Here is a 17,274-nt window from a genome sequence, read left to right as displayed (position 1 = left end):
AGGAAGCGTCGGTGACGACGGCAAAGTCCCGACCACATTATTTGTGGCGGGACTTTACTTTTTTTCATCTTAAAATTAAGGAGGGTTATGTCATGAAAAATTTATCCGAAGCACAACTCCATGATCAACTTCAACATCTCATTGCCTCAATTTCTGACCTTGATGAAGCGGCTATGGCCAAAATTCAAGTACGTTTAGATTCCCTGACTAAACCACAAGGAAGCTTAGGACAGTTAGAACACTTTGCGAAACAGCTTGGCGGAATTCAACGCACTTCTCAGCCTAAACTCTTAAAAAGAGCCGTCCTCTTAATGGCTGGAGATCATGGAGTCGTGGAAGAAGGAGTCAGTGCCTTTCCTCAGGAAGTTACTCCCCAAATGGCGTATAATATAATAAACGGCGGTGCAGCTATTAACGTGTTGGCTCGCCAAGCCCAAGCTGATGTCGTTTTAACCGATGTTGGAGTTGCTTTTCCTCTCGAAGGTAACTGCCTTCATAAGCGTGTAGCCGACGGAACTCAGAATATGACGAAAGGGCCGGCCATGACGAAAAAGGAAGCGCTCCAAGCGTTGCTCACCGGGGCTGAAGTTGCCCAAGAAAAAATTCAAAACGGCTATAACCTTTTTGCTACCGGAGAACTTGGTATCGGCAATACCACTCCCAGTTCAGCTATTGTAGCCCTCCTGACGAATTCTTCCGTTGAGTCCGTTGTGGGACGAGGAACTGGAATTGATGACGAAGGTCTCTTAAGAAAATGCCAAGCCATTAAAAAAGCCATCGAAGTGAACCGGCCAGACGTAACAGATGCACTTGATGTCCTCGTGAAAGTTGGAGGTTTAGAAATAGCCGCCATTGCAGGCAGCATCATTCAAGCTGCTGCCAGTCATGTTCCCATCGTTATTGATGGATTTATCTCTACTGCAGGAGCTTTAATTGCTGCTAAACTTGCTCCCAAGAGCGTGGCTTATATGCTCCCATCCCATGGATCCGTCGAAATTGGGCACCGTAAAGCACTAGCTGAACTAAAACTGGAACCGGTGCTAAATCTTGATATGAGATTGGGTGAAGGCACGGGAGCAGCCTTGACCTTTCACCTCGTTGAAGCAGCCTTGCACATTTTAAACGAAATGGCGACCTTTGAAGATGCAGGCGTCAGTGAAAAAGCAAATTAGAGCCACGTGATTGGGTTCACTAAGACAATGAGGGGAGTCATTGAAAACTATGTCACAATTTACCCTTATAACGGGAGGGTCACGAAGCGGCAAAAGTAGTTTTGCGGAACTATTAGCTGCCCATACGGCGTACCCCAACCGACCTGTCATTTATATTGCAACGGCTCAAATCTTGGACGAAGAAATGGCGCACCGGGTCAAAAAGCACCAACAGCAAAGGCCCGCAACTTGGCAATTGATCGAAGAACCATTAAATATTCCCGACACCTTGCGGAAACTAAAAGAGACGAATGGGGTTATTCTCCTCGATTGTGTTACCCTTTGGCTCACGAATCTTCTTCTATCCGAGACAGAGAAAAATGCACAAGCTTCGCAATCAGCTCATATTACCCGAACCATTTATGAGATGATCGAACCTAAAATCTTATCCCTCGTACAAGAAGTAGGGCTCCTGGCGCAAAAAATTCAGCCGTCTGTTATTTTCGTTACCAATGAAGTCGGTCAGGGAATTGTTCCGGAAAATCCCTTATCCCGTGCTTACCGCGATTTAGCAGGACGAAGTAATCAAATTCTCGCCCAAAGCGCCGATAATGTTTATTGGGTCACTGCGGGTCTCCCCGTGGAAATCAAGCATTCCGGCGAGGCCTTGCTCTCATCCCTGGGCAAGGAGAGATAGCCAATGCGTGGATTTCTCATCGCTCTTACTTTCCTAACCAGACTTCCTTTACCCTCACCTAAGGTGGAGGTAACCTCAGAAGAGTTTACTGGAAGTTATCGTTATTATCCATTAGTAGGACTTTTAATAGGCTTTATTCTTTGGCTTTTGGCCAAAGGGTTGTTTCCATTTTTTCCGCCATTAGTGTTAGGGGCTCTCCTCTTAGTTGCCGAACTAATCCTCACCGGCGGGCTCCATCTTGATGGTTTCATGGACAGCATGGACGGATTGCTGTCCGCCCGCAGCCCGGAGCGAATCTTAGAAATCATGAAGGACAGCCGGGTTGGAGCCCATGCTTCCATGGCACTCTTTGGTTTACTGCTCTTTAAATTTTCTTTACTTGCAAGTCTAACTCTGGCAAAATTCTCTCTTCTTCTTATTATGCCTATGCTTTCGCGTTGGGTTTTTCAAATAGGCGTCATAGCCTTTCCATATGCTCGAGCTCAAGGATTAGGCAAGGGATTTCACGAGGCGACTCAATGGATTACACTTCTTATCTCGGGAGCCCTAGTCTGTGGAATCTCCTATTTATTATCAGGCTTCGCAGGTATAATCTCATTCTTCGTTTGTGTTATTGCTGTAACCCTTTGGGCCAAGAAAATCACTTCCCTAATCGGCGGCTTGACCGGCGATCTCTATGGAGCCATTATTGAGCTTTCTGAAGTACTTTGCCTTTTTGCAGCCTTTCCTTTTCTCCATTAGAAGTAAAAATACATCTTAAAATAGGGTCATTATTTGTGGAAGAGGCCGTAACGAATTAATCTTCGTTACGGCCCCAGTTTCTTATTAGTTCACTAAATCCTATTTAATCATCCAATTAATTATCCTGGCTAATCATCTCTTTGTTGATCAAAGAACTATAATTGCCTAGCCTATGATCGCCCGTGCTAAGCGCTTAATTCCCTCATCAATTACTTCCGGTGTCGAGCAGGAATAGTTCAAGCGTATCTCTGGAGTGACTCGCTGATCTGTGTAAAAGACCGCGCCAGGAACATAGAGAACATTCTGACGAATAGTCTCCTCAACATAATCAAAACTGTTGGCTATATTTTTAAAGCGAGCCCAAAGAAAGAGGCCTCCTGAAGGCACAATCATTTCCACCTGGTCACCGAGATACTTTTCAATAGCCTCAACCATAGCTTGTCTTCGTTCCTTATAGACCCTTCGTAAGGTATGAATATGTTCTGGGAGTACACCTTCTTTTAAGAACTCTAACACAGCACGTTGAGTAAGATTATTGCTGTGTAAGTCTACTCCTTCTTTCGTTTGGCAAAGGTGATCTGCAATGTCTGCATCTGCAACAACGTACCCGACCCTTAGTCCGGGGGCTAAAACTTTTGAAAAGGTGCCCAAGTAGACGACATTTTCTCCCAATTCCACCAAATTAGGCAAAGCTTCCCCTTCAAAACGCAGCTCCCCGTAAGGATTATCCTCAACAATCAACAAATCATAAATTTGAGCTACCCGCAAAAGCTGCAGTCTGCGCGCAAGTCCCATTACCTTACCGCTAGGATTTTGGTAATTGGGAATAAGATATAAGAATTTAGGAGTTACTTCACCAAGCATTTTCTCCAGTTCCTCGGGAATAATCCCCTGATCATCGCAGGGAATCATCCTGAATTGAGCACCAAAAGCCTGAAAGGCCTGAATCGCTCCCAGATAAGTCGGCATTTCCAAAAACACAACGTCACCCGGATCTAAAAAGGTTTGACCCAATAAACTTAAGCCCTGTTGACTTCCTGTTGTCACAACGATGTTTTCCATCTCAGCCGGTTTACCATTTCTTAAATGCTCTTTCGCAAGCCATTCTCTTAAAGGCGGATGTCCGGCAGTTTGAGCATATTGAAGAGCAGGTTTTCCCTGTTCCTCGAAAACGCGCTGAAAACTGCGCTGCAAGACCTGATCCGGAAAAAGTTCATGGGCCGGCAAACCGCCGGCAAAGGATATCATATCTGGATTCTGGGCAGCTTTTAGCATTTCCCCTATAAAGCTTTCACCTATATTAGCCATCCATTTTGCATACCGCATCTTAAATCCTCCTCAGTTCAGCTGATATATGTCACATTTTTATATTTTTCTCTCTTTTATATAGTTGGCTAATATATAATTCTACTTTCTGAAATAATTTCCTGCCAGAGATCAAGTTGTTGTAATCATTATGTATTAATCGGACAGTGAACTCGTTCAACTAAAGCTGAACATCGGGGCTTCAGATGGGGACTCTACCCCACCTGAAGTTTTACGAAGGGCCCACCCCCACTTATAGAAGTGGGGGGCTTAAAAACCGGATAAAAACTTTCGTTCAATGTCCTCTGCCATGAGCGGTTTACTAAAGAAATATCCTTGCATTTCATCACATTGTTTTTCTTTGAGGAAATGCCATTGGATTTTCGTTTCTACTCCTTCAGCGATTACTCTAAGGTGAAGACTTCGAGCCAATAAAATAATTGTAGTAATGACTTCTTCCCCATTATTATCTTCAGAAATATCTCGAACAAAAGACTGGTCAATTTTTAAAGTATCTACCGGCAATCGTTGTAAGTAATTCAGTGACGAAAATCCAGTTCCAAAATCATCAATGGAAATCCGAACTCCTAGTTCTTTAATACGATGTAATAAGTTAACGGAAGATTCCCCTTTTTTCATGGCAATGCTCTCTGTGATTTCAATTTCCAGCCACTGAGGGTCCATTTCGGTATCGTTTATTACTTTAGATAGTAATTCAATAAAATTGGCTTCCTGGAACTGTCGCGCCGAAATATTTACAGCAATGCGCCAGGGCTGATGTCCTTGTTTTTGCCAGGCAACATTTTGGGCACAGGCATTTCGCAATACCCATTCCCCAATAGGAACAATTAAACCTGTTTCTTCAGCAATAGGAATAAATACGTCCGGGGAAACGATTCCTCTCTCGGCAGAATTCCAGCGAATCAGGGCCTCCATACCAACAATCCGTCCTGTACTGAAATCCACTTGTGGTTGATAGTTAAGAACAAACTCTTCCCGTTCTAAGGCTTTACGCAGATTATTCTCAAGCGTGAGACGTTCCTGTGCCCGGCTGTTGAGTTCCGGTGTAAAAAATTGATAGTTTTTTCGGCCTTGCTCCTTGGCATAATACATTGCTGTATCTGCTTGTTTGACTAAAGATTCTAAATCACTGCCATCATTAGGATAAAGGCTTATTCCGACACTTGTACTAATGAATACTTCGTTCCCACTGAGCATAAAGGGCTCTAAAAAAACTTTTAAGATCCTATCAGTGACATAGGCGGCTTCTTCTCCCCGCCTAATTTCGGGAAGAAGAATCAAAAATTCATCTCCGCCTTGACGAGCAATAGTATCTCCTTCACGTATCGCTTGTTGAAGTCGCTCCGAACACAGCTGAAGGAGAAGATCACCCATATTATGTCCCATAGTATCATTGATTAGCTTAAAATGGTCTAAATCAAGGAACAAAACTGCCAGCATACTCTTCTTACGCCGAGCTTGTGCCAACGCCTGGTTCAGGAGTTCATTGAACAGAAGACGATTTGGCAAGCCGGTAAGAGAATCATGGTGGGCTTGATGTGCAAGTTCCTTCACTAAATTTCGCTTGTCACTAACGTCATGGAAGACCAAAACTCCTCCAATAACGCCACCTTGCCGATCGCGAATTGGAGCTGCAGAGTCTTCGATGGCTATTCTCTGTCCATTTTGATGGATTAAGACAGTATGGTTTGCTAAGCCAACAATACGCCCTTCTCTTAAGCAGCGAACAATAGGACTCTCAACGGGGGCGTTAGTATTTTCATTGACTATCCGAAAAACGTGCTCTAATGAACAGCCCACTGCTTCGGCATTACTCCAGCCAGTTAGGGCTTCGGCTATAGGATTAAGATATTCAACATTCCCCTGAACATCCGTAGTAATGACCGCATCCCCAATTGAGTCCAAAGTAACTTGAGCACGTTCTTTTTCCAGCCAAATGATAGCCTCAGCATTTTTTCGTTCTGTGACGTCACGGATGATACTTACGATAATTGACTGGCCACGAAAAACAGCCCCCTTAGAGCTGACATCGACCGGAAAAATACTGCCGTCTTTGCAGTGGTGCAGGCACTCAAACTGAATCCCGTTTTGTGCTAGTCTGAGTTGTTCGATAAGTTTATCACGGTCAGCATTTAGGCGTATATCATGGATATACATGCTCGTTAACTCTTCCCGGGTATATCCATAACGATTTATGGCAGCCTCATTGGCATCCATGATCCGTCCGTCCGGTTGGACAAACAGAATCATTTCCAAAGAGTCCTCAGCTAAAAGACGATAGCGTTCTATATGTTCTCGATCGCTTGCTGAATTAAACATAACCGCTAATTGAAACGAAAAATGTTCCAAAAAAGCCAGCCGTTTTTCATTAAAATAGTCAATTATTTGCGAATATAACGTCAAAACTCCAAAGGTTTCTCCCTGATGGATCAGAGGAAAAGCTGCCACTGAACGAAGTTCATTTTTCTCAATAAACTCTTTCCAAGCTTCGAAAATAGGGTTTCCCTCTAACACTTCCACATGTTTATAACCGGTTTGAATTGCACGTCCTACTGCTCCTTGCCCATATAAAGACTCATCCCAACGGATCGGATTGGAGTCCGAATACTTCAGACCAGCTTCTGCCCGAAACTCAACCATTCCATCGTCCTTTTTTACCCCGATCCAAACCCAAGGAAATTCCATCTGCTTGACAAGCTGTTCACAGAGATATCGTTTAATTTCAGGCAGGGTTTTTTCAGATAACACCATTTGATTGATCTCATTTAAAAGATGTTCATAGATTTCTAACATTTTCTCCTCTGTAATATCTACGAGGGTTGTTATGATCTCCTGATCATGATCAGAATTCAGATTTTGAATAATGTCAGAATGGATCGATAGCCAGGATTTCTGTTGACTCCCCTCTGAAACTACTAGTTCACGATAAAGAGTTGATTTTTCATTGTGAGCTAAAGCATCCTTAGGTAATTCCTCCCATTTAAAGGGTGTGCCATCAGAAAAGTAAGCTTGCCAAGAACCATCAATAGGAGAAGGCAATCTCAATTGGGAGCGACCACGCCTCAACAAGCGACAGGCAGCATCATTGGCATGAATAAGCTGTCCATAGCGATTCTGCACGATAATTCCGCTGGAAATCCCCTCATATACCCTTCGATAGTACGCCTCTTGTTCTTGAACTTCATAAAATTGCTGCTTCAGCTCTTCCTCGGCAGCAACAAGCTCTTCATGAGTCGCCTCCATTTCTTCATGGGCAATTTCAAGCTCCTTATGCTTTAACTTTAGCCGTTGATAACTGTCCTGTAGCGCTTCTTCAGAATCCTGAAGTGATTTTATTCCCCAGTAAAAGAACAGATAGAGAAAAACCGATGTAACAAAAACATAGAACCACCCCTTTAGGGTTGATAACTGAACATATAACGCCTGATCATGAATAAAAAGTCCCAAAATACGATCCGAAAATAGTATCCAAAAACCACTGATTAAAGCATACAAGATCGTTAAGCGCCATGGGGTAATTCGTTTTAAATTGTCCCATTTCAGGTTAGCCATCATAAAGGATCTCCTCCTTTAGAAATCCATTCTCCAAGATTTAATGAAAATCCTGCTAATAATTGGTTTTTTTCTAAATATAGACAAATTTTTTCTGTATAAAAAGACGGCCGCCATACGGCCGGCCGAATTTCAAAATTCGCTTTTCAGTTCAAGATAATTCTAGGATTAGTCTCTGACAATGATTTGTCCTTTCCCATTTTGTTTTCCGATATAGAGTCGACGATCGGAAACTTTATATAATGTTTCATAGTCCTGAGATTCTGTAGGAAATTCAGCAACCCCAATGGTTATACCCAAACCAAATTTTTCGAGGTCTAAATTTTTCTTTAAACGTTCAATAATTTTAATGGCGTCTGTACCTGCCTTTAAATCCGTAAAGACCACAGCAAATTCATCACCGCCTGTTCGAGCAACGATATCGCCTAACCGAACAGATTTTTGCAGGTTTTGGGCAACATGAACGAGGGCAAGATCTCCCGCGGGATGTCCTTGGGTGTCATTCAAATTTTTAAAACCGTCTAAGTCAAGAAGCAAAAATTGAAAGGTCGTTCCGCGCCTCAAGGTATTCGCCATTTCTCCCAACATCCGCTGTTCAAAACCTTGACGATTTAAAATCCCGGTTAAGCAATCTGTTGTTGCCAAACGTCTAAGTTCCAGCCTTTGGCGTATCGTTTCTAGAGACATACTTAAAATCCTAACAAAAGCCGATAGTATTTCTTGAGTTTGTTCAAGATTCCTGACTCCTGAGTCCATAAGCCAGAGTTCCCCGACAATCCCGCGATGGGCTATAATCGGATGGACATAAATCCGCTTTACAGGATATGGCATATCTCTTTGATCCGATTTTTCTAAAATCCTTAATGTTGGTGTCGAACGTGGTACATACCCCGACGGAAAATGGATTTGCTTATCGCAATTCATCCACTCTTGCCAAACTTTTTCTAAGTGCTTTAACCGCCCAAAGGGTGACCGTATGATCCACTCCCCATCTTGCTCCATATGAAAAAAGCCTGCTTCGAGATATAAAATTTCCATAGCCATTTCCCCGGCTTCAGCTAACAATTGATCCTCGGAAACAGCCTTTACTAAAATTTCAGTTCCCCGTAAAAGCAGGGATAAAGCCTGTTCACGGTCTAAAGCCGCCAAACGCAGCTGCTGCTCATAGACATTCGAAGAAATCAAGGGCATCAGTTGTTCCAGCCAATAGACGCTATTCTCATCAAAGGCGAAAGGATTAGGACTAAATAGAGCCAGCAAGCCAAAGAACTGGCCATAATGAACCAAAGGAACACATAAAATTCGCCGTATTTTAAACTCCCGTAGATGTTCGCTCCATTCTGTGAAAGAATACCCCTTTTTTAATGCTCTGAAATCATGTTCATACCCTTGCTCGTCAATTTCGTGGAGCGTAATTTTAGGCTCAAAAAAAGCATCGCTTTCTATTATACCTTTAAAAAAATCCCTCAAATCTGAAGAAAGAAAGCTATGCTTTAAAAATCTTTCTTGTTGTTCTGTAAGAGCACTAATGGTCAGAGAATGAAATTTTTGTTCTTCAAATAGCCAAATACCAGCCATCGTCGAATTAAAAAAATCAAGCCCACGTTTTGTCAGTAATTTTAGGGCGTCTTCTAAATTCTCTTGGTGATTAATTTCTTGAAGAAGGCCAAAGATGTCCTCGGGTTTGAGACGATACATATTAGATTGGGCCGGCATGGGTTTATCACCCTTTCATTCTCATATCATAACCATATTTTATCATAAACCAAGAAAAGAAAAAGTCTTTTCAAGATTGAATATCACTTCTATCCAAAAGAGTACATAATATGGTAGGATAAACAATAGGTACGCAGTTAAACTCTTCGTTGGGAGGGTATCTCTTGAAAAAAAAACATTTTTCCCTTCTCACCTTGTTGCTCTCCCTTTCTCTGGTGATTATCCTCTATCCCAAGCTTCAACACCCTTTTGTTCTTCAAACCTTTATTAAACAATGGGGAAACCTAAGTCTTTTTATTGATATTTTAATAATTGCACTACTAATGCTTTTTCCGGTAGTTCCCTTCGTATTGGTTGCCGGAGTGAACACTATCCTCTTTGGCTGGCTTGGCGGTTTTTCGCTTTCTCTGGCAGGGAGCCTTTTAGGTGCTGCTCTTGGCTTTTGGCTCTCTCGGTCCCTTGGCCAAGCTTGGGCCCAACCTAAAATCGCTCAATCAGGAAAATGGGGAAAGCTCATAGAGGGGAACAGCTTTTCGATTGTTTTTCTCTCCAGGCTCATTCCCATACTTCCCTCTGCGGCCGTCAACTATTCGGCCGGATTATCTCAAATGCCTTTTCCCTCTTTTATTCTGGCTACTCTTTGCGGAAAATTCCCAATGATTATTTGGGAATCTTGGGTAGGCCATGATTTCTGGCGAGCTTCCCACCATCCAGGCCGTCTTCTTATTTCTTTAAGCATAGGAATAATCCTTTTTGGCTTAGTAATTTATTATTGGTACATAACTAATAGAACAGATCCTCAGCATTAAAAACAAAGAAACCACTCTAGTTTCCTTTCCACCTTCTCTTCCTAATACTTAATAGAGAACTTCATCACATACTATAAGCAGCCTTCATGCAATGATTAAATGAAGGCTGTCTCAGCAAATCTTAAGCTCGGCTAAAGGCTCTGGCAATCCTCTGATATCCTGTTACGTTTGGGTGAGCAAAATCCGGGCCTATTAATTGTTGCTCCTTGCCGCGAAATTCTCGATTAATATAGGCAACATTTCCCCCATATCGATTTGACCAGACGGCAATCATCATATTGGCCTGGTCAATTATTTGCTGTGCTTCACAAGAGAACCGCGCATAGGGTCCTGCCGGTAAAGGATTATACAGAGTACCTATTTTTAATGTCGCCTTTGGATTTATCCTTCTGATTTCTTCCCCTATTTGGGATACGGTTTTCCCCATAGAAACGAGGGTCAAAGACAACTGAGCGGGATTAAAGATACAGGCAGAACTTCTCAAGGAATTCCTCAAGAATTGAAGAAGATCATTCGAACCAATCGTAATCGTTATTAACGAAGCCTGACAAACATAGAGACGTATTGCCTCGTTTTGCCGTAACAAAACTAAAAGTCCGCCGGTTGTCAAACCATTAACCCCAACGTTACGCAGCAGTAAATTCGGCTCATGCCTTCTTAGAAATTGGGCATATATCGACGGGAACGAGAAAATCGTTCCAACCCCATACCCAGCAGTGATAGAATCTCCCAATGCCAGATACAACGACAAATTCACACCTACTTTCCAAAGATCTTTCTTTTCTAATAGGGTATGATTTCCAATTCATTTCTGTCACGCCTGACGAATAAACACCTTTATTTCAGAGAAGCTAAGAAGAAACAATGATTGATTGGTGTGGATATTCATGAATAATCTCTGGCAATTAATTAAGAAGGGGAATTCCTCATCCTTATATGCTTCCATAGGAAATCTCATACTGGTTGTGATTAAAGGCATTGCCGCTTTCACCAGCGGAAGCGGGGCTATGTTTGCTGAAGCTATGCATACTGGGGCCGATACGGTTAACCAGATCTTTGTCTTTGTCGGCAGCATCCTTGCAGAACGAAAACCAACATCTCGTTTCCCCACGGGGTTTGGCAGACTCATTAATGTCTTTTGTATGGGGGCTGTAATCGTTGTAACAATTATGGCTTATGAAACGGTACTCGAAGGAATCCATCTCATTAAGCATCCCTCGTCATTTCAAACCTTGGGATTTACTATTTTTAGTCTTGTTGCTTCTATGGCAACGGATGGTTACGTTCTCCTTAAAGCAATCCGTGAAATTGGCAAAGAGACTCACAGTGATAAAAAAGGGCTAAATCTAATCCCTTTTGCACTCAAAAACGTCAGACAGGCTTCTCCCCCAACCCGTTTGGTCTTTTATGAAGACCTTGTAGCCACCTCCGGAGCAGTTCTGGCTTTAGGAGCGATCCTACTCACACGCTTTACTCCTCTCAAGGCTCTTGACGGATTTGCCGCGATCATAATCGGGCTGCTCATGGTCGGAGTTGCCTTTCGAGTGGGGTATGACAATATGGTCGGGCTTATTGGAGTTTCCGCCCCCAAAGAGGTGGAAGATAAAGTATCTCAGATAATTTTGGCCGATCCTGCTGTGACAGATATAAATAAAATGCGTATCCTCCAGGAAGGACGTTTTTATCACGTTGAAAGCTACATTGAACTGCGCAGAGGGTTTACCTTAGCAGAAGCAGATAAAATCAAAGCCAAAATTCGAGACAATTTATTGGCATACGAAGATGTCACAGATGTAACATTAGGCATTATTGAAGATGATGGGATTAGAGATTGGCAGCCAATTGAATCCTCTAATTAAGAAGCGCTGAACATCGAAAGTTGATGTTCAGCGCTTCTTACTCAAGAACTTTATCGTAACAAAAAAAGGGGGTTTCTTTAGACATGAAATTAATTTGGCCTATAAATTTGAAGCCGCATTTCATAAAGAGAGATTTCATTTTTTCATTTTTTGAATTTGTATCAGTTTTCAAATAAGGTAAATCATTGCTTTGAGCCAAGGTCTCAGCAAATTGAAGCAATTCGACAGCTAAACCACGCCTTCGATAATCAGGATGGACAGACATTCTGTGGATTACCATCCCTTCCCTTTGGGAGGACCACCGAAGATGAGAATATTCCTCAGGTTCAACCCTATTAACACAGATAAACGCCGCAAGATTACCCTTCTCTTCTCGTACGTATAAGTTTCCTGCCTTAATATCCATCGTAAAATCATCGGCTTGAGGATAATTGTCATCCCATTGATAATTCCCATATGAATGCATTTCCAAAATTGTCTTTTGGACAATGTCCATAATTTGCGGAACGTCTGCAACAACTGCTCTTCTCATCATCCGGAAAACCCCTAGATTCATAATAATTTAACGTTAAAAAATCATTTCCTATCCCATAAGCAGCAGCCAGGTATTTGCCCATTAGTTCTCTTTTTAACTAACAAGATTAGACATAATGATATGATAGAGCGTCAAATACGAATCCAAACGCTGGCTAAGCTTGATCACTTCAGGATCAATCAAGGACTTATGTTGGGCTAACATAACGAGTTGAGACCGTAGACTCTCAATTAGACCTAAAACTTCATCCTGATTCATAATCTCCCCTCCCCAATCATAATTCCTTATTTCCTGTCAACATATTACTCTAATCAGCAAAAGAATTCAATTCTTTAGAGGTTATTTTAGAGTTAAAATAAAACATTGTTTTAAAGATCGACATCGAAATGACATTGCTATCACGATAAAGTCCATAAATATAGTGAGGCTACCGAACCATAGGGAGAATATCGTTTTCGATAACGTTCAAATTTCTCTTTAGGAAGTTCCTTAAGATTGTAGAGATTCATCATACCTCTGCAAATGGCCAAATCTTTATAGCTTAAGACATCGGGACGGTTCAAAGAAAATATGAGAAGCATTTCCGCAGTCCAAATACCCACACCTCGTAAGGAAGTAAGCTTGGAGATGATTTCCCCATCCGATAACATATTTAAGTTTGGGAAATCGACAACTCCCGTTATGGCTGCCTCAGCAATCCCTTTAATATAGCTTGCTTTTCTTTCCGACATCCCACAGTCTTTTATTTCAGCAAGATCCATCTGATCAATGCTTTCAGGCGTCAATTCAGTAAATAGGGAATTCAATCTGTTCCAAACCGTTTCTGCCGCCTTATTGGAAATTTGTTGACTGACAATACTGGAGATCAGAGCAGTAAATGGATCTGGAGTAATTTCACGCCGGATCAGACCAATTCTGTCAATAGCGGCACCCAGTTTTTTATCCTTTCTTCTGAGGTAATCTATCTCCTTTTGGCCATAGACGAAAAAGGACTTTTCCTTAGTAACATCCATAATTACCTCCATTCCGCCACTGTCGCTGACGGCACTAATAAGCGGCTCTATAAGACTGAAATCAAATCATTACTTTAACTTCTCGTTAAAAACTATTTCACAATAAAGAACGATGGTATAGAACGTTCGCCATATCGGCTTGACGGATGATTAATGATCTTACCGTTATAATAAAGAACAGAAGATGCACCGCCATCAAGATTAGCAACATTATAGGCGCCATACTGAAGCATAATATCCTGTACATCTTTAAGGGTTGCACCCAAAGAACCAACTTGCCGCCCATCAATAACCAACATTAAGATTGTGCCATCCTTAGTCTGTCCGATGGCTGTTCTGGGAGCAATCCCCCATCCCCCGTCCCCATAAGTAATTGAAGGCTTGCCATCGACGACAAGAAACGGGCTAAAGGTAACTGCATCCCGTATATCCATTTGTTTAATTTGAGTTAAAGTATAATGTCCAAGAACTAATACATTATCACGATTTAACCCAATGATATCAAAAGATGAAACGGGATCTTTATGAAGAATCTGACCATTAGAGATTAGAATACCGAGAGGCTGCCCGCCATTGCCGGTCCCTTGTGGATCATCAAACACCCCGCCGTTGATTACGGCACTTGCTCCGTTCTCCTTGGCGATATCCTCAGCTTTTTCTCCCACCTTACCCAGATAACGCGTCGCAGCGACTTTAACGCGTCCCGGATCGTTAATCTTAAGCAAGTAACCCTTAAATCCCTTTTGACTAATATCAATTAGTTCCGTTCCACTGTTATTGACCGTTCCTTGAGTTCGAATATTATCAGGATGAGAATTCCCCAAATCGGCTATTCTGTTACTATCCATTATTTTTTTGATTTCCGCTTCACTAAATATAAAGGTGGCCAAATATTGATGATGCAGCGTAGTCATAGCACTAGTTACCCACAAATCACGAAGGGACGTAAAAGGTTCAATTGGTGCAAACAAAAATCCTAAAAAGCACAAGACAAAAATCGAGAAACTTGCAAACATCCCTATAAAAGCCTGCTTTAGCCGTTTTTTCCTACGGCTGTAATAATAAATTCCGGCAGGTTTTCGCTGAAGCCTCTGGTTCCCCATTGGATCAGATGATCGAGAAATTCCTGTATTACTCATTTTACCTCCATTCTCTTGGAGAAAACCCGATATCCTAAATATCTATATTCTACAACATATTTCACGATAACGTTAAACCAATTTTCGGAAACTAAATATGAAGGATAAACTCCATCTGGAAAAATGCGATACCTTTGAGCAATTGAAACAATTGTTTCCTATATGGATTACAATAGTAAATTTCTAATACCTATAGGAACTTAAGGAAACGGCTCCAAATGAATACTATAACTATTTACTGACTGGTACCTGCCATATTAAAAATCCACCCAGTAATTTGTTACTGGATGGACAGCCTTTTTTATTGTCCTTGACAAAGGGGAAGGTTTACCTCTTTGCCAATTTAATAATTATTGAGTTCAATAATTCACCTTCCGGTTAAAACGGTGAGGTTATTTAAATAAAGATTATTAATACTTACGTCATTAAAAAGATATATCTTAGTCAAAAAATTAGCATCCATAAATTACCTCGCCAAATCTTCCTTACACAGATTATAACCTAAATGCATTGGTCGTATTAACAAAGTAAGGAACTCTTTATGGCGTGGCCGACGATCTGAACTATCTCTTGGGAGGTGTAGCTTGAATAAAGTCAAAAATTGTTTTCTGGTTGATACTACGTTAATCTTGCTATTGTTGATAGTATCAATTACAGGTCTTCTCGTCTGGTTTATCTTTCCTTTTGATTCAGGAAATGACGAATTAGCCATGTTCTTTGAAACCATCCATAAATGGACTTCCATTATTCTTATCGTTGTCTCTGTTTATCATTTTGGGGGTCACTGGAAGTGGTATAAAAGGGTTTTCCAGAACTTAAGGAAATTATAATTCTACCTGTTTATCATACGCTTCTTGTAGAAATACAACAGCTTAACTGTTTTTTTAGAATGAACTACTAATACCAATCGGCGAGAGGTTTACTTCTTATAAAGCTTGAATGTTAAAGAATTGTCCCCAACAAAACTACGAATTAAGATAGATGCCGCTGTATTATTTTCAAACTTAAAATCAAGTTCTGGATAAGCAACAGTTGCATCTTGCCCAGGTGGTACGTAACTGATGGGCAACGTATGGCGATGTCGTTCAATAATTTCTAAGCCCGCAAGAATGACCGCATTATACAGCGTGGAGGAAACTTGACATACCCCCCCTCCAAGTCCAGGGGTAAAAGAATCTCCTTCTATAATCAGAGCTTCTTTATAACCCGCTTCAGTAGTTCGTTCTCCGACACTTTTATTGAAGGAAAAGCGTTCTCCAGGCGCTAAAAGTTTTCCATCAAGTGCTTTCGCTGCAAGGCGAATGTTCTCAGTTCTATTGGCTAAGCCAGGATCAAAGTAAGTCGTATATTGGGCGATTGGCAATGGTTCTCGGACAGTAAGGTTAAGCTTTATAGGATTAGCAACACCATCAATGACCCCGGTGTAAACTGTTGTACCTACTTTACTGGTATCAACCGTCTGGGGATTCCATTGGACAGGCAGACTCTCAATATCACTATTAAAGAGTTTTGCGGGGACTGTTGTGGGCAAAGAATAACTTTCATTTTGAGTTACTGTTTGATTAAGGTCATCTATGGAATAGATACTCGTACCTTTCACTGCTCCTGAAATTAAACGTTTTGAATTTGCCATTATTTCATCGGATACCACTCCGTTTCCGCCAAAGGCAACTAAATCGGGACTTAAGTTATTCATGAAAAAGTTCTCAAAATAACCCGCTGTTGATTTAGGTAATGTAGAGATGGAAGGATCAACCATAATTATGGGTTCTCCTTTTTGAGCAGCTACCGCACTTCCCGCTAAGGCATCTGCAAAACCATAACCGTTGGCAAGATAGACCGTTGCCGGATTGGTCACAAATGTCTTGGCAATAATCACATTGGTATCAAATCGTGATTGCCCCATTAACCGCTCGATACTTGCCTCAGGCAGAAGATCGCGGATTTCGGAGATTACATTGTTCGAGATTAGAACTTCTCCGCCAGTAACAAAAACCTTCGCTGGTTTTTGTTCTTGCAAATAATTTTTCAATTCTTCAGGGAGTTCCTTGGCAGGTGACAACAGAATTGGCCAGTCTTTATTAGCAGCAAAGCTAGAAATACTTAACGCATCGGAATAATCTTCTCCTGATGAAATTACAATGGATGATCCCCTCGCAGTGTGAAGAGATTCAGCTATTTGATAAGATGTATCATAGCGATCTAAACCGGCAATTCGGACAATTTTGGTAATTCCTAGTTCGTTAAGTTCAGCTTCGAACTCATTCCCAATAATTCCTGTTCCCCCAATAATATAAACTGTTCCAGAGGGATCAAGATGTTGGCGAATATAGTCAAAGGCATCTTGAGAATTCTCAACGGTTGAATTAACTAAGAGAATAGGAGCTTCTTTAGTATGAGCCAATACACTTGCTGAAATTCCGTCAGCGAAGTTATTTCCTGTTGCCAGAATAACATTATCAACTTTACCGCTGCAATAATACTCTGAAATGGCCTTGGCTGTCTCATATTTTGTCTTCCCAGCTAAACGATTCGGCTTAACACTTTGCGACATACTAATATCTGAACTTGAATTATTCGTTGCGGCATAAACCGGAAACCCTGCCATCATTGTGTTACAAACAATAATGATTGACGCGATCATCTTTTTGCTCATCAAATACTCACTCCTTCAATTATCGAGATAATTATCTCACGCTGAAGAAATGAAGAGTGTCGAAGAGAGCATGCTGCTGA

The 17,274-nt window shown here is 41.5% G+C and carries 15 protein-coding genes; 6 read left to right on the top strand and 9 right to left on the bottom strand.

Annotated features, from left to right (window positions below; genetic code table 11):
* Positions 1–92 precede the first annotated feature (92 nt).
* Genes cobT through cobS form a run of 3 tightly spaced genes read left to right on the top strand, consistent with a single transcriptional unit; the run spans position 93 to position 2,589 of the window.
* Complete coding sequence (gene cobT / locus ACPUYX_RS06215) at positions 93–1,172, top strand: nicotinate-nucleotide--dimethylbenzimidazole phosphoribosyltransferase (protein ID WP_426378837.1); 1,080 nt, start codon at positions 93–95, stop codon at positions 1,170–1,172.
* 49 nt (positions 1,173–1,221) lie between these two features.
* Positions 1,222–1,848: a bifunctional adenosylcobinamide kinase/adenosylcobinamide-phosphate guanylyltransferase gene (gene cobU, locus ACPUYX_RS06210; protein ID WP_426378836.1), complete on the top strand. Its 627-nt coding sequence runs from the start codon at positions 1,222–1,224 to the stop codon at positions 1,846–1,848.
* Positions 1,849–1,851: 3 nt separating this feature from the next.
* Positions 1,852–2,589 (top strand): adenosylcobinamide-GDP ribazoletransferase, encoded by a 738-nt coding sequence (gene cobS / locus ACPUYX_RS06205; RefSeq protein ID WP_426378835.1) that lies wholly within the window; start codon positions 1,852–1,854, stop codon positions 2,587–2,589.
* Between the two features lie 165 nt (positions 2,590–2,754).
* Here cobS and ACPUYX_RS06200 read toward each other — a convergent pair whose 3' ends face one another.
* From ACPUYX_RS06200 to ACPUYX_RS06190, 3 genes are all read right to left on the bottom strand, one after another.
* Positions 2,755–3,915, bottom strand: a complete 1,161-nt coding sequence (locus ACPUYX_RS06200) for a PLP-dependent aminotransferase family protein (RefSeq protein WP_426378834.1) — start codon at positions 3,913–3,915, stop codon at positions 2,755–2,757.
* 249 nt (positions 3,916–4,164) lie between these two features.
* The gene (locus ACPUYX_RS06195; RefSeq protein ID WP_426378833.1) at positions 4,165–7,470 is read right to left on the bottom strand and encodes an EAL domain-containing protein; all 3,306 of its coding nucleotides are present in this window, start codon (positions 7,468–7,470) and stop codon (positions 4,165–4,167) included.
* Positions 7,471–7,635: 165 nt separating this feature from the next.
* A complete protein-coding gene (locus tag ACPUYX_RS06190) occupies positions 7,636–9,183 on the bottom strand; it encodes a sensor domain-containing diguanylate cyclase (protein WP_426378832.1) in 1,548 nt (515 codons plus the stop codon).
* 164 nt (positions 9,184–9,347) lie between these two features.
* On the opposite strand from ACPUYX_RS06190, the gene ACPUYX_RS06185 reads away from it, so the two are divergent.
* Entirely contained in the window at positions 9,348–9,992 is a 645-nt protein-coding gene (locus ACPUYX_RS06185; RefSeq protein ID WP_426378831.1) for a TVP38/TMEM64 family protein, read from the top strand.
* Positions 9,993–10,113: 121 nt separating this feature from the next.
* Here ACPUYX_RS06185 and ACPUYX_RS06180 read toward each other — a convergent pair whose 3' ends face one another.
* Positions 10,114–10,749, bottom strand: coding sequence for a GDSL-type esterase/lipase family protein (locus ACPUYX_RS06180; protein ID WP_426378830.1), 636 nt, complete (start codon positions 10,747–10,749; stop codon positions 10,114–10,116).
* A gap of 130 nt (positions 10,750–10,879) precedes the next feature.
* Between ACPUYX_RS06180 and ACPUYX_RS06175 the strand changes: the two genes are divergently transcribed.
* A complete protein-coding gene (locus ACPUYX_RS06175; RefSeq protein WP_426378829.1) occupies positions 10,880–11,851 on the top strand; it encodes a cation diffusion facilitator family transporter in 972 nt (323 codons plus the stop codon).
* 37 nt (positions 11,852–11,888) lie between these two features.
* Here ACPUYX_RS06175 and ACPUYX_RS06170 read toward each other — a convergent pair whose 3' ends face one another.
* From ACPUYX_RS06170 to ACPUYX_RS06155, 4 genes are all read right to left on the bottom strand, one after another.
* Positions 11,889–12,386 (bottom strand): GNAT family N-acetyltransferase, encoded by a 498-nt coding sequence (locus tag ACPUYX_RS06170; protein ID WP_426378828.1) that lies wholly within the window; start codon positions 12,384–12,386, stop codon positions 11,889–11,891.
* Between the two features lie 93 nt (positions 12,387–12,479).
* Positions 12,480–12,644 (bottom strand): aspartyl-phosphate phosphatase Spo0E family protein, encoded by a 165-nt coding sequence (locus ACPUYX_RS06165; protein WP_426378827.1) that lies wholly within the window; start codon positions 12,642–12,644, stop codon positions 12,480–12,482.
* Between the two features lie 140 nt (positions 12,645–12,784).
* Positions 12,785–13,399 carry a DNA-3-methyladenine glycosylase family protein gene (locus tag ACPUYX_RS06160; protein ID WP_426378826.1) on the bottom strand — a complete coding sequence of 205 codons (615 nt, stop codon included), beginning with the start codon at positions 13,397–13,399 and terminating at the stop codon, positions 12,785–12,787.
* Between the two features lie 92 nt (positions 13,400–13,491).
* The gene (locus ACPUYX_RS06155) at positions 13,492–14,538 is read right to left on the bottom strand and encodes a phosphodiester glycosidase family protein (RefSeq protein WP_426378825.1); all 1,047 of its coding nucleotides are present in this window, start codon (positions 14,536–14,538) and stop codon (positions 13,492–13,494) included.
* A 584-nt stretch (positions 14,539–15,122) separates the two neighbouring features.
* Between ACPUYX_RS06155 and ACPUYX_RS06150 the strand changes: the two genes are divergently transcribed.
* Positions 15,123–15,368 (top strand): DUF4405 domain-containing protein, encoded by a 246-nt coding sequence (locus ACPUYX_RS06150; RefSeq protein ID WP_426378824.1) that lies wholly within the window; start codon positions 15,123–15,125, stop codon positions 15,366–15,368.
* A gap of 89 nt (positions 15,369–15,457) precedes the next feature.
* On the opposite strand, the gene ACPUYX_RS06145 is transcribed toward ACPUYX_RS06150, so the two are convergent.
* Positions 15,458–17,194, bottom strand: a complete 1,737-nt coding sequence (locus ACPUYX_RS06145; protein WP_426378823.1) for a cell wall-binding repeat-containing protein — start codon at positions 17,192–17,194, stop codon at positions 15,458–15,460.
* Positions 17,195–17,274: the final 80 nt, after the last annotated feature.

Origin of the sequence: Desulfosporosinus sp. SYSU MS00001, from assembly GCF_049943955.1 — a bacterium.
GTDB lineage: Bacteria > Bacillota > Desulfitobacteriia > Desulfitobacteriales > Desulfitobacteriaceae > Desulfosporosinus.
This window is presented reverse-complemented; position numbering and strand designations above follow the sequence as displayed.

Bases quoted from the DNA above. Each gene is read 5' to 3' on its own strand.
- ACPUYX_RS06155 (WP_426378825.1), bottom strand. From the start codon at position 14,538: ATGAGTAATACAGGAATTTCTCGATCATCTGATCCAATGGGGAACCAG.
- cobU (WP_426378836.1), top strand. From the start codon at position 1,222: ATGTCACAATTTACCCTTATAACGGGAGGGTCACGAAGCGGCAAAAGT.
- ACPUYX_RS06160 (WP_426378826.1), bottom strand. From the start codon at position 13,399: ATGGATGTTACTAAGGAAAAGTCCTTTTTCGTCTATGGCCAAAAGGAG.
- ACPUYX_RS06195 (WP_426378833.1), bottom strand. From the start codon at position 7,470: ATGATGGCTAACCTGAAATGGGACAATTTAAAACGAATTACCCCATGG.
- ACPUYX_RS06200 (WP_426378834.1), bottom strand. From the start codon at position 3,915: ATGCGGTATGCAAAATGGATGGCTAATATAGGTGAAAGCTTTATAGGG.
- cobT (WP_426378837.1), top strand. From the start codon at position 93: ATGAAAAATTTATCCGAAGCACAACTCCATGATCAACTTCAACATCTC.
- ACPUYX_RS06145 (WP_426378823.1), bottom strand. From the start codon at position 17,194: ATGAGCAAAAAGATGATCGCGTCAATCATTATTGTTTGTAACACAATG.
- ACPUYX_RS06175 (WP_426378829.1), top strand. From the start codon at position 10,880: ATGAATAATCTCTGGCAATTAATTAAGAAGGGGAATTCCTCATCCTTA.
- cobS (WP_426378835.1), top strand. From the start codon at position 1,852: ATGCGTGGATTTCTCATCGCTCTTACTTTCCTAACCAGACTTCCTTTA.
- ACPUYX_RS06170 (WP_426378828.1), bottom strand. From the start codon at position 12,386: ATGATGAGAAGAGCAGTTGTTGCAGACGTTCCGCAAATTATGGACATT.
- ACPUYX_RS06165 (WP_426378827.1), bottom strand. From the start codon at position 12,644: ATGAATCAGGATGAAGTTTTAGGTCTAATTGAGAGTCTACGGTCTCAA.
- ACPUYX_RS06190 (WP_426378832.1), bottom strand. From the start codon at position 9,183: ATGCCGGCCCAATCTAATATGTATCGTCTCAAACCCGAGGACATCTTT.